Annotated in this window: 14 protein-coding genes and 1 tRNA gene; 8 read left to right on the top strand and 7 right to left on the bottom strand. The window is 63.7% G+C overall.

The annotated features are described in order from the left end of the window. Window positions 1–107: 107 nt before the first annotated feature. The 3 genes from queC (at window position 108) to ECTPHS_RS02195 (ending at window position 2,494) form a co-directional block, all read left to right on the top strand. On the top strand, window positions 108–779 hold the full coding sequence (gene queC, locus ECTPHS_RS02185) for a 7-cyano-7-deazaguanine synthase QueC (protein ID WP_008931042.1): 672 nt from the start codon (window positions 108–110) through the stop codon (window positions 777–779). 209 nt (window positions 780–988) lie between these two features. Beyond that, entirely contained in the window at window positions 989–2,257 is a 1,269-nt protein-coding gene (locus ECTPHS_RS02190) for a YeeE/YedE family protein (RefSeq protein ID WP_008931043.1), read from the top strand. Window positions 2,258–2,418: 161 nt separating this feature from the next. Continuing rightward, a tRNA-Lys gene (locus ECTPHS_RS02195) sits at window positions 2,419–2,494 on the top strand. An 84-nt stretch (window positions 2,495–2,578) separates the two neighbouring features. Here ECTPHS_RS02195 and ECTPHS_RS02200 read toward each other — a convergent pair. Together ECTPHS_RS02200 and ECTPHS_RS02205 are read right to left on the bottom strand one after the other, a co-directional pair. Beyond that, window positions 2,579–3,046 (bottom strand): hypothetical protein, encoded by a 468-nt coding sequence (locus tag ECTPHS_RS02200; protein ID WP_008931044.1) that lies wholly within the window; start codon window positions 3,044–3,046, stop codon window positions 2,579–2,581. After that, entirely contained in the window at window positions 3,043–3,327 is a 285-nt protein-coding gene (locus ECTPHS_RS02205; protein WP_008931045.1) for a nucleotidyltransferase family protein, read from the bottom strand. The genes ECTPHS_RS02200 and ECTPHS_RS02205 overlap by 4 nt, the downstream gene beginning before the upstream one ends. A 98-nt stretch (window positions 3,328–3,425) precedes the next feature. Between ECTPHS_RS02205 and ECTPHS_RS02210 the strand changes: the two genes are divergently transcribed. Then, window positions 3,426–4,016: an NADPH-dependent FMN reductase gene (locus ECTPHS_RS02210; protein ID WP_008931046.1), complete on the top strand. Its 591-nt coding sequence runs from the start codon at window positions 3,426–3,428 to the stop codon at window positions 4,014–4,016. Here the strand turns inward: ECTPHS_RS02210 and ECTPHS_RS02215 are convergent. Continuing rightward, window positions 4,003–4,803 (bottom strand): inositol monophosphatase family protein, encoded by an 801-nt coding sequence (locus ECTPHS_RS02215; RefSeq protein WP_008931047.1) that lies wholly within the window; start codon window positions 4,801–4,803, stop codon window positions 4,003–4,005. The two genes, ECTPHS_RS02210 and ECTPHS_RS02215, sit on opposite strands and share 14 nt — an antisense overlap. Before the next feature lie 133 nt (window positions 4,804–4,936). Between ECTPHS_RS02215 and ECTPHS_RS02220 the strand changes: the two genes are divergently transcribed. The 3 genes from ECTPHS_RS02220 to ybaK are packed head-to-tail and all read left to right on the top strand — an operon-like array spanning window position 4,937 to window position 7,161. After that, window positions 4,937–5,899, top strand: coding sequence for a daunorubicin resistance protein DrrA family ABC transporter ATP-binding protein (locus ECTPHS_RS02220; protein ID WP_008931048.1), 963 nt, complete (start codon window positions 4,937–4,939; stop codon window positions 5,897–5,899). Beyond that, complete coding sequence (locus ECTPHS_RS02225) at window positions 5,899–6,675, top strand: ABC transporter permease (RefSeq protein WP_008931049.1); 777 nt, start codon at window positions 5,899–5,901, stop codon at window positions 6,673–6,675. Before ECTPHS_RS02220 ends, ECTPHS_RS02225 begins: the two co-directional genes overlap by 1 nt. Window positions 6,676–6,693: 18 nt before the next feature. Next, window positions 6,694–7,161: a Cys-tRNA(Pro) deacylase gene (gene ybaK, locus ECTPHS_RS02230; RefSeq protein WP_008931050.1), complete on the top strand. Its 468-nt coding sequence runs from the start codon at window positions 6,694–6,696 to the stop codon at window positions 7,159–7,161. A 10-nt stretch (window positions 7,162–7,171) separates the two neighbouring features. Here ybaK and ECTPHS_RS02235 read toward each other — a convergent pair whose 3' ends face one another. Then, the gene (locus ECTPHS_RS02235) at window positions 7,172–9,061 is read right to left on the bottom strand and encodes a long-chain fatty acid--CoA ligase (RefSeq protein ID WP_008931051.1); all 1,890 of its coding nucleotides are present in this window, start codon (window positions 9,059–9,061) and stop codon (window positions 7,172–7,174) included. A 156-nt stretch (window positions 9,062–9,217) separates the two neighbouring features. Then, window positions 9,218–10,606: a pyridoxal-dependent decarboxylase gene (locus tag ECTPHS_RS02240; RefSeq protein ID WP_008931052.1), complete on the bottom strand. Its 1,389-nt coding sequence runs from the start codon at window positions 10,604–10,606 to the stop codon at window positions 9,218–9,220. Between the two features lie 61 nt (window positions 10,607–10,667). On the opposite strand from ECTPHS_RS02240, the gene ECTPHS_RS02245 reads away from it, so the two are divergent. Beyond that, on the top strand, window positions 10,668–12,320 hold the full coding sequence (locus tag ECTPHS_RS02245) for an alpha/beta-hydrolase family protein (RefSeq protein ID WP_008931053.1): 1,653 nt from the start codon (window positions 10,668–10,670) through the stop codon (window positions 12,318–12,320). A gap of 10 nt (window positions 12,321–12,330) precedes the next feature. Here ECTPHS_RS02245 and ECTPHS_RS02250 read toward each other — a convergent pair whose 3' ends face one another. Next, on the bottom strand, window positions 12,331–12,804 hold the full coding sequence (locus tag ECTPHS_RS02250) for a YaiI/YqxD family protein (protein ID WP_008931054.1): 474 nt from the start codon (window positions 12,802–12,804) through the stop codon (window positions 12,331–12,333). A 170-nt stretch (window positions 12,805–12,974) separates the two neighbouring features. After that, entirely contained in the window at window positions 12,975–14,513 is a 1,539-nt protein-coding gene (locus tag ECTPHS_RS02255) for an MATE family efflux transporter (protein ID WP_008931055.1), read from the bottom strand. Between the last annotated feature and the right edge of the window lie 83 nt (window positions 14,514–14,596).

Here is a 14,596-nt window from a genome sequence, read left to right on the forward strand (position 1 = left end):
CCCGGTAAGTCGCTTCGTCATTCCCGATAAGTAGCCTCGTCATTTCCGATAAGTAACTTCGTCATTCCCGCGAAAGCGGGAATCCAGAATTTCGGAGAAAACCACCCATGAATAACGCAGTCGTCCTGCTCTCCGGCGGCATGGACTCCGCCACCGTCCTGGCCCTGGCCAGGGCCGAGGGCTTTACCTGCCACTGCCTCAGCTTCCGCTACGGCCAGCGCCACAGCGCCGAACTGGCGGCGGCAGTGGAACTGGCCCACGCCCTGGGCGCAACGGATCACCGGGTGGTGGATCTGAACCTGGGCCTGTTCGGTGGCTCCGCCCTTACGGATGAAACCATCCAGGTCCCGGACCAGCTCTCCGACGGCATCCCCGTCACCTATGTCCCGGCCCGCAACACCGTGTTTCTCGCCGTGGCCCTGGCCTGGGCGGAGGTACTCAAGGCCCGGGATCTGTTCATCGGCGTCAACGCGGTGGATTATTCCGGCTACCCGGACTGCCGCCCTGAGTTCATTCAGGCCTTCGAGACCATGGCCAACCTGGCCACCAAGGCCGGCGTGGAAGGGGATCGCATCCGCATCCGCACGCCTCTCATCGACCTGAGCAAGGCCGAGATCATCCGCCGGGGCGTGGCCACGGGCGTGGACTTCTCCCGTACCGTTTCCTGTTACAGCGCCGACGCCGAGGGACGCGCCTGCGGCACCTGCGATGCCTGCCGCCTGCGGGCCAAGGGCTTCGCCGACGCCGGCATCCCCGACATGACCCGCTACCGCTCCTGAAATCGACGGCCTCCACACCAGGAAAACTGATCCGGACATACAAAACACTGAATGTCCCGGTCAGCGGCCTGTTGCACAATGACGCCGATATGACAAGAATCCAGTCGGCCGTCCGATTCGGAACAAGACCGACCCGTCGCCAAAGGCAAGCCCGGTCACCGGGCTGACAGCCGGACCGGGGCAGCACACCCGGCCCCAGGAGGAGATCCATGCTGTTCGAGAGCTTTCCCACCGCCGCCGCCGCCGTACTGGCCTCCATCTTCGTCCTCGCCTTCATCCTCGGCGCGGTGGCCAACAAGACGAATTTCTGCACCATGGGCGCCGTCTCCGACTGGGTGAACATGGGGGACACCGGGCGCATGAAATCCTGGTTTCTGGCCATGACCGTCGCCATGCTGGGGGTGATCCTGTTCGAGGCCTTCGGGCTCATCAGCGCGGACGGGGCCTTCCCCCCCTACCGCTCATCCCAGCTGGCCTGGGTGGAGCACCTGCTGGGCGGCCTGATGTTCGGCATCGGCATGACCCTGGCCAGCGGTTGCGGCAACAAGACCCTGGTGCGTATCGGTGGCGGCAACATCAAGTCCATCATGGTGTTGATGATCATCGCCCTGATCGCCTACTTCATGATCAACCCCTTCCCGGGGACCGCCCACACCTTATATTCACTGCTGTTCTATCCCTGGACCAATCCCATGAGCATCGGTCTGTGGTCCCAGCAGGACCTGGGCTCCCTGGTGGCCGGCAATGAGCATGGCGCCGTGGCACGGCTCGTCATCGGGCTGGTGATCGGCGCCGCCGCCCTGTTCCTGATCTTCCGCAAGGCGGATTTCCGGGGCAGCTTCGATCACATCCTGGGTGGTCTCGTGGTGGGCCTGGTGGTGGTGGGGGCCTGGTATGTCACCAGCACGGTCCAGATCGACGACGGCATGGACGGTCGGCACAGTCTCCAGGCCTATGTCCAGGACTGGGACTTCCTGGCCGATGACCCGGACGGCCGTCCCGGCGAGGCGGCCCCCTGGGCCAGCCAGTCCTTCACCTTCATCAACCCCATGGGGCAGACCCTGCGCTATGTGGGGAGCGGTTTCGACACCAGTCTTTTATACATCGGTGTCATCGCCCTCGTGGGCGTGATCGTGGGTTCCTTCTTCTGGGCCATGGTCTCCGGCGCCTTCCGGGTGGAATGGTTTGCCTCGGTGAGGGATTTCTTCAACCACCTCATCGGCGCCGTCCTGATGGCCTTTGGCGGCGTCCTGGCCATGGGTTGCACCATCGGTCAGGGTGTCACCGGCATCTCCACCCTGGCCCTGGGTGGTTTTCTCACCTTTGGCGCCATCGTCCTTGGCGCGGCCATGACCATGAAGATCCAGTACTACAAGATGCTCTACGAGGACGAAGCCACCTTCTTCAAGGCTTTCGTCACCGGCCTGGTGGATCTGCGCCTGCTGCCCGCCCGGCTCAGAAAGCTGGAGGCTCTGTAACCGTTATTTTTTCCGCCCTTCTCCCTACTGAGGGAGAAGGGACGGGGATGAGGGGAGGGCGCCCGATCCTGAAAAAAAACTTGCACTCCCTGAAAAATCCAGTAACATACCTGCCCTTTCCAGGGGTAACCAACATATCCCTGGATATCTCTCCCCTCAGTGGGTCGTTAGCTCAGTTGGTAGAGCAGGAGACTTTTAATCTCTTGGTCGTAGGTTCGAATCCTACACGACCCACCATTCAAATCAGCGCCTTGCCCTAATTCTCCGTTTTCACGGGTTCTCGCCCTTTACTCCCGTGTGCCCCCTGGGCTCCTAAGCAAGTCAGTTACCCTGGCCACCATAATTTCGATGGCAAAACGCGCTCAGACGCTGATGCCAGTCAAAAAGCCTTGGTGTTGCGTAGACTAATTCCTGGAAAAACCTGGCAAGGCGTTCAGGATTTTCTTCGTATTCGTGATTGATGGCGTTTCTGAGTTCGCGCAACTCTTTCCATGTCTGGGCGGATTCAATGATTTCCAGTTTTTCCATGTAGAGCAAAACGGCGGTGAAGGGCTCGGTTCTTTGCTCTTCTTCAATGGCGACAGCACGCATGGTTTTGCCAAGGTGCTCTTGAAAATCACTGAAACGGACTCGGAAGGCAGCCAGTGTCTCGTGGTTTTCCTGGGTCAGGTCATCCCAGCAAACAATGGGCATCAAGACGCTGCTTTGTTGAAGAGAGTATGTCAGATAGACCTGCATGCGCCGCAGGTGGTCGAGTTTTTTCCATATCAGTTCAATGTGCCGGGTCACAAGCTCAACCCTTCATTTTTTGCAATGCTGCCAATCGGGGTGTTGTCTTCAAACTCCCGTACTATGAGATCGACGGGGATATCCAGTATTTCTTCCAGTTCTATCTTGCAGCGCAGCTCGCTATACAGTGGATGCGGGTCCGTTTCAACGTAGAGATCCAGGTCACCCCCTTTCCTGGAATCATCCAGGCGAGAACCGAATAACCAGATGCGGGCATTCCGGCCCAGATGACGCCTTATATTTTCCGCGATGGTGTCGGCTTGTTCGCTGGTCAATCGCATGATTTTTTGGATTTGCTTCGTGTCTTGGCCTCACTATAGTGTAGAAATCGTCTTTGAACCATCCGCTCGAACTGGATGCGCCATAACGGAGGATTTCCATGCTCAAGCCACGTCTGCTTGCCCTGTCCGGCAGTGCCCGCCGGGACTCCCTGAACCGCAAGGTGCTGGCCGTGATGGCGCGCGGCGCCGAGGCGGCGGGGGCCGAGGTCCGGGTGGTGAGTCTGGGCGATTATCCCTTGCCCCTCTATGACGGCGACCTGGAAGACTCCCAGGGGTTGCCCGACAATGCCGCCCGGCTGCAGCAGCTGTTCGCCGATCATGACGGCCTGCTGCTGGCCTCCCCCGAGTACAACGGCTTCTTCACCCCTCTGCTCAAGAATGCCCTGGACTGGGTGTCCCGCCCCTTGCCGGATGGCTCCGGTCGGCCGGGGACGGTCCATGTGCGGGGTAAGCCCGCCGGCATCACTGCGGCATCTCCGGGCGGTCTGGGTGGTATCCGTTCCCTGCAGCATACCCGTCAGTATCTGGCCAACCTGGGGTTTCTCGTGGTCCCCGAGCAGATGGGGGTGAGTCAGGCGGACAAGGCATTCACCGACGCCGGTGAGCTCAGGGACGAGGGCGTTCGCAAGGCGGTGGAGGGGGTGGGGGCCGCGGTGGCCCGTCTGGCCATGGCCGTCAGGGGGGACTGACCAAGCTCAGCCAGGCTTGCCATTCCCGCATCAGATCGGGGCTTGCCGCGCACACCGCGGAGCGGGGGCGCAGGTCCAATGTGTCGGATGCCGGTCCCGTCAGGGTGGCAAGGCAGCCGCCGGCCTCGCTGAGGATGAGCTGTCCGGCGGCGTAGTCCCACAGGTTCTGTCGGCCGTGGACGTAGACCGCAAAGCGTCCCGCGGCCACCCAGCACCAATCCAGGGCGATGGAGCCGATGGAGCGCTGGGAGGCGTAGGGCGGGGTATTGGCCAGCCGGGTGGCCAGTGCCTTGGGCAGGCGCTTGAAATCCACGCCGGCCAGGGCTTCTCGCAAGGGCGGCGTGTCGTCGGGGTCCAGCCTCAGGGGGGCGCCGTTGAGTTGCGCGCCGGCGCCTCGTTGGGCGGAAAAGGTTTCGTTGCGGCAGGGGTCGTGGACCACGCCGAAGACCGGTTGGCCGTGCTCCAGCAGGGCCAGGCTGGTGGCATAGGCCGGCAGGCCCATTCTGAAGTTGCTGGTGCCGTCCAGCGGATCCAGTACCCAGACCGGGCGATCCTCGGCCAGGGCCGCCTGCTGTTGCTCCGGGGACATCTCTTCCCCCAGGAATCCGGTTTCGGGGTAGTGCCGTTCCAGCCAGGACTGCAGGCCATGCTGAATGTCCAGGTCCACCTGGGTCACCCAGGAGCCGTCACGCTTGCGGGTGGCGGCGCGGGTTCGTTCCGCCAGGGTCAGGCCGACCTGGTCGTGTACGGCCTGGATGATGGATTCGGGGTCAATGGTCAGTGGCATGTCGGTCGGGTATCTCCCGGAGCGGTCGGCCTGGGCCTGCCGGCTCCCGTGATGAACGCAGGCGCCAGTGTAGCCCAGACGGGTTGAGGGACTGTTAAGATAATGCCAGTTCCAATCCCGGGAGTGGGTCCGGATGCCCGCCGCCATCCAGATTGCCGATCTCAGCAAGCGTTTCGGTGCCACCCAGGCCCTGGCCGGTGTGGATCTGTGCGTACCGGAAGGTACGGTCCTCGGGCTGCTTGGTCCCAATGGCGCCGGCAAGACCACCTTGGTGCGCATCCTTGCCACCCTTTTGCAGGCCGATGCCGGCGAAGCCAGGGTAGGGGGCTTTGACGTGCGCACCCAGGCCCATCAGGTTCGGGAACTCATCGGTCTCACCGGGCAGTATGCCTCGGTGGACGAGAAACTCACCGGCCGGGAAAACATCATCCTTATTGCCCGTCTGCTGGGCTTCTCCCGCGCCGATGCCCGTGACCGCACCCGGAGTCTGCTGGAACAGTTCCATCTGCTGGACGCCGCCCATCGGGCCGCCAAGACCTATTCCGGCGGCATGCGCCGGTGCCTGGACCTGGCCGCCAGTCTGGTGGGACGTCCCCGTATCCTGTTCCTGGACGAGCCCACCACCGGCCTGGACCCCCGTGCCCGTCTGGATCTTTGGCAACTGGTGCGCGGGCTGGTGGGCGAGGGGACCACGGTACTGCTCACCACCCAGTATCTGGATGAAGCGGATGCCCTTGCCAATGAAATCGCCATTATCGATCAGGGCCGGGTGATCGCCTCGGGCACCGCTCAATCCCTCAAGGCCCGGGTGGGGCACAGAAACCTGGAAGTGGTGGTGCGGGAGCGGGACGACATTGCCAGGGTGGCGGCATGGGTGAGCCGGATCACCGGTCGTCCGGCGGATATCAAGGGCCAGCGGGTCAGCGCGCCCGCCGCCGATCCGGAGCACTTGCCCGCCCTGGTGCGTGCCCTGGACGAGGCCGGCGTCCCGGTGGATGAACTGGCCCTGCGGGGTGCCAGCCTGGATGATGTGTTCCTTTCCCTCACCGGTCGTCGTGCCGGACCGGGCCCGGACGACGCAGAGGAGTCCGCCTGATGCGTGCCTTGCAGCAATGTCTGACTCTGGCCTGGCGCAGTCTGGTTCAGGTACGCCACAACCCCTGGGAACTGGGTGACTATTCCATTCAGCCCATCCTGTTCCTGGTGCTGTTCCTGTTCGTGTTCGGCGGCGCGGTGGCCGGTTCCACCGAGGATTACCTGTCCTTCATCCTGCCCGGCGTCATCGTGATGAACCTGGTATTCGTCACCGTCTATGTGGGCCACGGCCTCAATTCCGACCTGACCAAGGGCGTCTTCGATCGTCTGCGGGCCCTGCCCATCCCCCGCTGGGCACCCTTGGCGGGACGCATCCTGGCAGACATGGTCAAGCAGGTGCTGTGTATCCTGCTGCTGCTGGGTGTGGGCTTCCTGCTGGGGTTTCGCATGGAGGCGCCCTGGTGGGGATTGCCGGTGATGATCGTATTGCTGCTGGCCTTCGCCCTGTCCTTTTCCTGGGTGATGGTGTTGGTGGGTGTCATGTCCCGGGATCCGGAACATGTCCAGCTGTTCGGATTCACGGCCCTGTTTCCCGTCACCTTCGTCAGCAACGCCTTTGTACCCCTTGAGACGCTGCCGTCGTGGTTGCAGACCCTGGTGGCCCTCAACCCGGTGACCATGCTGGTGGACAGTTGCCGGGGCCTGCTCTCCGGCGGCCCGGTACTCGGCCCCGCCCTGGGCGCCCTGGTCTGGGCCGCGATCATTACCGCCATCTTTGCCCCTTTGTCGGTGCGTGCCCTCAACCGGCGTCTGATGGGGCAGGGTGGGGCGGCCTGAGCCCGAGGGGAACGGTCCATGACACCGGGTGTCCAGCAGGTGAAAAAGGCGGGAGTCGTCCATACGGTCCATGCCTATGACCACGATCCGTCCAGCGACGCCTATGGCAAGGAGGCGGCTCAAAAGCTGGGTCTGCCGGAGGATCGGGTCTTCAAGACCCTGGTGGTGAGCCTGGACGGTAACGCACTGGCCGTGGCCGTGGTACCCGTCGCCTCCATGCTCAGCATGAAAGGCATCGCTCGCGCCGCCGGGGCCAGGAAGGCCGCCATGGCGGACAAGATCCTGGTGGAGCGTACCACCGGCTATGTCCTGGGAGGCGTCAGTCCCCTGGGGCAAAGAAAACGCCTGACAACCTATATCGACGACTCGGCCCAGGGCTTTCCCACGATGTTCGTGAGCGCCGGTCGCCGGGGCCTGCAGATCGAGCTGTCTCCCCAGGACCTGGCCCGGCTGACCCAGGCCCGGTTTGTTCCTCTGTGTCAGTAGGCGACCCGTCTCACTTGAGCTGGCGATTGATGATCTCGCTGTACTTTCTTTCGATCACGTGGCGCTTTTTCTTGAAGGTGCTGGTGATTTCCTCTCCCGGAGTGAACTCCTTGTCCAGGAAGTAGATGCTGTGCAGCTTCTCGTGGGGCCTGAAGCCCTTGCGGGGGTGGAGCAGCTTGTTCATCTCGCCACGGAGGCGATCCAGCAGATGCTTGTCCTTGAGGGCCTCGTCGGCTTCTCCCACGATCTGGTTGTACTTCTCCTGGACAAACTCTCGCAGCTTCTCCATGTCGGGCACGATGAGGGCGCCCAGCCCCTTCTTGTCCTGCCCCACCAGCACGGCGTCCTTGACGAAGGGGAACATGGACAGGGTGGCCTCGATGTTGGTCGGGTCCACGTTCTCGCCGCTGGCGAGGACGATGATGTCCTTGGCGCGGCCGGTGATGACCAGTTCTCCGGTCAGGGTCATGCGCCCCAGGTCACCGGTGCGCAGGAAGCCGTCGTTGGTGAAGGCCTGCGCATTGGCGATGTCGTTGTCGTAATAGCCCTTGAAGACCTGGGCGCCCCGCACCTGGATTTCCCCTTCGGTGCCGGGGGGGAGCGGTTGATCGGTGGCATCCACGATGCGTAGTTCCGTTTCGCCCACTGCCGGACCCAGGGTACCGAATACATGACACCCCAGGCCGCGACCGGCAATGCCCGGTGAACACTCGGTCATGCCGTAGGCATTGATGATGCGGATGCCGATGGCGTCGATCCATTCGTCCAGATAGGGCGGCAGGCTGCCGCCGCCGCTGATGGCGGCCTTGAGGCGGCCGCCGAACTTCTCCTGGACCAGGCGGAATTTCTTGCGTGCCAGAAGGTTGGGCAGGAACAGCAGGACATTGGTCAGTGCTGCCCGGGTCTTGTCCCCGGCCCGTCGCAGGACCGGGGGCTTGGCAAAGACCGGCAATTGGTCCCTCAGGATGCGCTGATTGCGCCGGTAGGTGGCGGATACCCGGACCAGCAAGCTGAAGACCCGGGCTTTTTTCGGGTCCTTTTTCTTCAGTTCGGTGGTGATGCGGGTGTACAGCGCTTCCCACACCCGGGGTACGGTGGCCACCAGGGTGGGCCGGTAGGTCTCCAGGTCCTGGGCAAAGGTCCGGATCGAGGAATAGACCAGGCAGCTGCCGCGGGCGATGCCGATGTATTCGGCAGTCCGTTCGAAGATGTGCCAGGAGGGCAGGATCGACACCCAGACGTCCGTCTCGTTGAGCGCGATGAGCGGGGGCAGGGTGCGGATGTTGTGCATGATGTTGCCGTGATCAAGCATGACCCCCTTGGGCGTGCCGGTGGTGCCCGAGGTATAGATGATGGTCAGCAGGTCTTCCGTCTGGATAGGCTCCGCCAGCCCCTTGAACCATTCGATGTCCCGGGGTTCGATGGTGCGGTCCGCCAGGATTTCGGTATAGGACACCACCTTGTGGAACCAGGTATGCTTTTCCGCCCCCACCATCACGAACACGCCCCGGGGCTTGAGGCTGTGCAGCAGGTCCTGGTGGGCTTCGTAGACCGCGTCCGTTTCCACGATCACGAATTCGGCGCCGGAGTGGTTGATGATGTACTCGATCTCGCTGGCCGGTGTATCGCAGCCGCGGGGCACGCTCACCGCGCCCAGGGCCTGCAGTGCCATGTCGGTGACGATCCAGGCGTAGCGGTTGTCGGACAGCAGAAAGACCTTGTCGCCCCGGCGGATCTTGCCGGCCTTGAAGGCCCGTGCCAGCAGCAGCACATCCTCGAAGAATTTCTCGTAGGTGACCCGGAATTCTTCCTCGCCCACCCGGTAGATGAAGGCCAGGCGATCATTGAAGTGTTCACAGCTGTCGAGGAAGGTGTGAAATAGGGTGGGTGCGTGCTGCATGGATGGGTTCACTTTTGACATGGCTCCCCAAGCGGTGCGGACGCGGAAGAGGCAGCGTCGCGGCCGGTCGGACACGGTGGGCAAAGGGGCAATCTATGTCACGGACCCCAATGAAAACAATGATGCAGGCCATTCAATGACCCGATTGCCATGGCCTTACCCGGACAGCAGATCCCTGACCACCTGGTACACCGTCATGACATCTTCCCGGGTGCAGTCGAACTGCCCGACCTGTACCCGGATGACGAAGCGGTCCTGATGTCGGGTCTGGGTGAGGTAGACTTGGCCATGGTCATTGATGCGGGTGAGCAGGGCCTCGGTGGCGGCGTTACCGTCCTTGAGGGCGAAGCTGAACAGGGACAGGGCCGGAGGGGTGATGATCTCCACGTCCGGCAGCGAGGCTATGGCGGTGGCCAGTGCTTCCGACCAGGCAATGTGGTTGCGGATGCGTCGGCGCAGGCCTTCCAGACCATAGGCGCGCAGGGTGAACCAGATCTTCAGGGCCCGGAAGCGCCGCCCCAGGGGGACCGTCCACTCGTTATAGTTGGTGATCTCCGACTGCCCCAGGGTTTCCAGGTAATCGGGTCGCAGGCCCAGGGTGCGGACCTGGGGGACGGGATCGGCCAGGAACTGGATGGAGCAGTCCATCTGCATGCCGAGCCATTTATGAGGATTGAAGACGATGCTGTCGGCGCCGTCGATGCCTGCCCAGAGGTGACGAAACTCCGGGCAGATCATGGCTGATCCCGCCCAGGCGGCATCCACATGGGTGGTCAGGCCGTGGGTCTTGGCCACCGTGATGGCGTCCTGGAGCCGGTCGCTGGCACCGATGCCGGTAGCCCCCACGCAGAGGATGACGCCGGCCGGTCGACGGCCGGCGGCCAGATCGGCCCGAATGGCGCTATCCAGGGCCGCGGTGTCCATGGCGTGGTGCGCATCGGTGGGGATCTTGACCAGATTGTCCTGACCGATGCCGGCGATGCGGACCGCCTTGTCGATGGACGAGTGGACCTGGGTGGAGGCATAGAGGCGCAGGCGGGGCTGCGCCGCGAGTCCCGCCGAGTTGCCCTTCCAGGCCAGGGCCTTTTCCCGCATGGTGAGTATGGCCGAGAGGGTGGCGATGGTGGCGGTATCATGGATGGTGCCGGTGAAGTGAGGGGCCAGCCCCAGGGCATCGCGCAGCCAGCCGATCATCACGGTTTCCATTTCCGTGGCGGCGGGGGAGGTCTGCCAGAGCATGGCCTGGGCGGCCATGCCGTTGGCCAACTGTTCGGCCAGCATGGAGGCCGGCGCGGCGTTGCCGGGGAAGTAGGCGAAGAAGCGGGGATGCTGCCAGTGGGTCATGCCCTCGGGTACGATCCGGGTGAAATCCTCGAAGATCGTCTCCAGGGGGTCGGGCTGTTCCGGCGCGGTCTCGGGCAGACGGGCGGCAATGTCGCCGGGCCGTGTCTGTGCCCGCACCGGTCGGTCGCGCAGGCTGTTGTGGTATTCATGGGTCCAGTCGGCGGCGCGCTTGGACCATTGGCGCAGGTCGTCGTGATTCATCGGGGCTCCGGGGCCTTGTGCGGGGGATTCTAACAAGGATATTCCAGAGTAAAGGATATTTATGGCTAAGCATAAAATCCGTGATTTCATCCTGGATCTGGCCCGGGGGTTTTCCGTCGTCGGGCTGCTGGTGGGTACCCTGTTCTTTGCCTTTTCCCTGACCCCCAGTCTGGTGCCCCGACCCTTCGGCATCCAGGGACTGATCTCCGGGCTGTCCTTTACCGCTGGTTATGCCGTGGGCTTCTTCTTTCGCTGGCTGTGGATCTATGTGGAACTGCCGGTACCCCGGCGCCGTAACGAGTTGATCCTGAAGTCACTGGCGGCTTTGGCCTGCGCGGTGGTCGTGGTCACTTTCCTGTGGCAGGCCACCGAGTGGCAGAACACCTTGCGCGGGATCATGGGCATGGAACCCATCGGCGGCATGCCCACCGTGGCCATCGGTCTGATGACCCTGCTGATATTCACCGCGCTGCTGGTGGTGGCGCGCTTGTTCAAGTACACCTTTTTCTTCCTCTCCAGCCGGTTGCAGCGCTTCGTCCCCGCCCATGTCTCCCATGTGGTGGGGGTGCTGGTCGCGGCCATGCTGTTCTGGTCCCTGATCGACGGGGTGATCTTCTCCCTGGCCCTGCGGGCGGCGGACAACTCCTATCAGCAGGTGGATGCCCTGATCCAGGACGATCTGGCCCGTCCCGAGGACCCCCTCAAGACCGGCAGCAGTGCTTCCCTGATCCCCTGGGCGGAACTGGGTCGCCAGGGGCGCAACTTCATCTCCTCGGGGCCTTCCGCCGCCGAGATCGCGGACTTTACCGGTGCCCCGGCCCTGGAGCCGATTCGGGTCTACGTGGGGCTGAATGCGGCGGACACGGCCCATGAGCGGGCCAGGCTGGCCCTGGAGGAACTCAAGCGGGTGGGCGGGTTTGAGCGTTCCGTCTTGCTGCTGGTGACACCCACGGGTACGGGGTGGGTGGACCCGGCGGCCCAGGATACGGTGGAATATCTGCATCGGGGAGATATCGCCACGGTGACGGCCCAGTATTCCTACCTGCCCAGCGCCCTGTCCCTGATCGTGGAGGGGGAGTACGGGGCCGAAATGGCGCGGGCCCTGTTCGAAAAGGTGTATGGCTACTGGACAGGGTTGCCCCGGGATGCCCGGCCCGCCCTGTATCTCCACGGCCTGAGCCTGGGGGCGCTCAATTCCGACCGCTCCTTCGATGTCTACGACATCATTCAGGACCCCTTCCATGGCGCCCTCTGGAGCGGTCCCCCGTTTCGTAGCGAGACCTGGCGCAAGGCCACTCAGGAGCGGGACCCGGATTCCCCGGCCTGGTTGCCCCGGTTCCGGGATGGCGCGGTGGTGCGTTTCATGAACCAGACTGGGGGACTGAACGACGGGGCGGGTCCCTGGGGAACGTTCCGCATTGCCTATCTCCAGTATGCCAGTGATCCGGTCACCTTCTTCGACACCCATGCCTTCTTCCGGGAACCGGAGTGGATGCTGCCGCCCCGGGGACCGGATGTATCGCCGGATCTGCGCTGGTATCCCATTGTCACCATGCTGCAGCTGGCGGCGGACATGGCGGTGGGTTCCACGCCCCCCGGGTACGGCCACACCTTCGCGGCCGAGCACTATATCGATGCCTGGCACGCGCTGACGGAACCCGAGGGCTGGTCGGCCGAGGATCTGGAACGCCTGAAGGCCCTGTTCTCCCGCTGAGGCAGAGGTCTTACCGGCCGTTGAGCCAGCGATCCAGCTGGTTGGCGAAGGCCTGGCGGTCACGCTGATGCAGGGCATCGGGGCCGCCCGTCTCAATGCCGCTGGCCCTCAGGGTCTCCATGAAATCGCGCATCTGCAGGCGCTCCCTGATGCTCTCGGGGGTGTAGCGTTCCCCGCGCGGGTTGAGGACATGGACGCCCTTGTCGATCACCTCCGCCGCCAGGGGGATGTCCGCGGTGACCACCAGATCTCCGGCCCGGGCCTGGCGGACGATTTCCTGGTCCGCCACGTCGTAGCCATGGCCGACCTGGATGGCACGGATGAACGGTGATCGCGGCACCCTGATGTACTGGTTGGCCACCAGGGTGACCGGGATGCGGGTGCGCTGGGCGGCGCGGAACAGGATGTCCTTGATCACGGCGGGACAGGCATCCGCGTCGACCCAGATGCGTTGACTTTGGGGCTGGGGGGTATCGGCAGGCATGCAGAGAGTATACGCCGTCTGGTTCAAGAGTCGTCCTCATCGGACTACCGGCCAGTGGTTATGCACATTTCGCCGTGGCTCCTATCGATCCGGCGCCTGTTTGTCAAGCGGTAGGGCGTTCCTGGCGGTGTTTTTTAACTCTTTGAAATAAAATGACTTTTTTGGTCTGGTCATTTTTTGTTCAAATTGTTCGGGCCTGTGATGGGACCTGCGACCGGAAGGGTTTCAGACATGCTTTCCACAAAGTTATCCACAGAATCTGTGGATAGGGCGGGATCGGGACGGCTGATGGCCCGCAGGCGCAGTCCCAGCAGCAGGGCGGCGACGGTGAGGCCCATGATGAGCCCGATCCAGTAGCCATGGACACCCAGCGCGGGGATACCGCCGCCCAGGCCCCGGGTGGCCAGCCAGTGTCCGGCGGCCAGGCCCACGGCCCAGTAGGACAGCAGCGTGATCATCATCAGGACACGGGTGTCCTTGTATCCCCGCAGGGCGCCGGCCATGTTCAGTTGCAGGGCATCGGAGAGCTGGAACAGCACCGCCAGAAAAATCAGTGACAGGGCCAGTGACTGTACCTGGGCATCGTGGGTGTACAGGCCGATGACGGCCTCTCCCAGCAGTAGTAGAAAGACACCGTTGATCAGGGCCGTCACCAGGGATACCACCACGCCGTTCCACGCCACGAATCGCGCCTGTCGGGGGCGGCCCGCCCCCAGTGCCCGGCTCACCCGGACGGTCAGGGCCATTCCCAGGGCCAGGGGCAGGACGAAAATGAAGGAGGTGATGTTCAGCGCCACCTGGTGTGCGGCCACGGTGATTTCCCCCAGACTGGCCACCAACAGGGCGATGAGGGTGAACAGGGTGACTTCCACGAAGATGGCGATGCCGATGGGCAGGCCCACGAACAGCAGTTCACCGATCAGGGCCGGGCGCGGCGGTGTCAGTCGTGACCACAGGGCCACCGGCCTGTAGACCGGGCTGCGTCGGGTATGGAGTAGCATCGCCAGTCCCATGGTCCAGAAGGACAGGGCCGTGGCGATGCCGCAGCCCAGGGCGCCCAGGGCGGGCAAGGCTTCCAGGCCCGCGGGCGCCAGGGGGCCGAGCAGCGCCGCCACACCGCCGCCGCCATGGATCAGCAGGAAGTTGGCGGGGATGTTGACCCCCAGGCCGATGAGACCGATCCATAGGGCCGGCCGGGTATGGCTCATGCCGTCGGAAAAGGCCCTCAGGGCCAGGAACAGGGCGATACCCGGCATGCCCAGGGCAACGCCCGCGAGATAATCGCCGGAACGGGCGGCCACTTCCGGCGGCACGTCCATCCACCGGAAGATGGGAGGGGCCAGTTGCAGGAGCATCAGGCCCACCAGGATGCCCATGGCCAGGCTCACCCACAGGGCCTGATGGACCCGGGCCCGGATTCGCCGGGAATCGCCCGCCCCCAGGCGTTCGCTGACGATGGGGGTGAGTCCCATCAGGGTCCCCAGCATGAACAGCATCATGGGCATCCACAGGCTGGCTCCGACGGAGACGGCCGCCAGGTCGGTCGCACTCAGACGACCGGTCATCATGACATCGGCCACACCCATGCCGGCCTGGGTGAGCTGGGCTCCGCAGATGGGCAGGGCGAGCAGGACCAGCCGACGGGTTTCCCGGCCGCTGTGTCGAAGCCATGGGTGCAACGGAGTCTTTGCCGAACGGATCAGGGACATGTCGCGGGGAAACGGCGCTCGGTCGCGAACGGAGTGCCTTCAAAGGGCATGGCCGGGGCATGGAATGCCGCCCCGGTATCGGG

Origin of the sequence: Ectothiorhodospira sp. PHS-1, from assembly GCF_000225005.1 — a bacterium.
GTDB lineage: Bacteria > Pseudomonadota > Gammaproteobacteria > Ectothiorhodospirales > Ectothiorhodospiraceae > Ectothiorhodospira.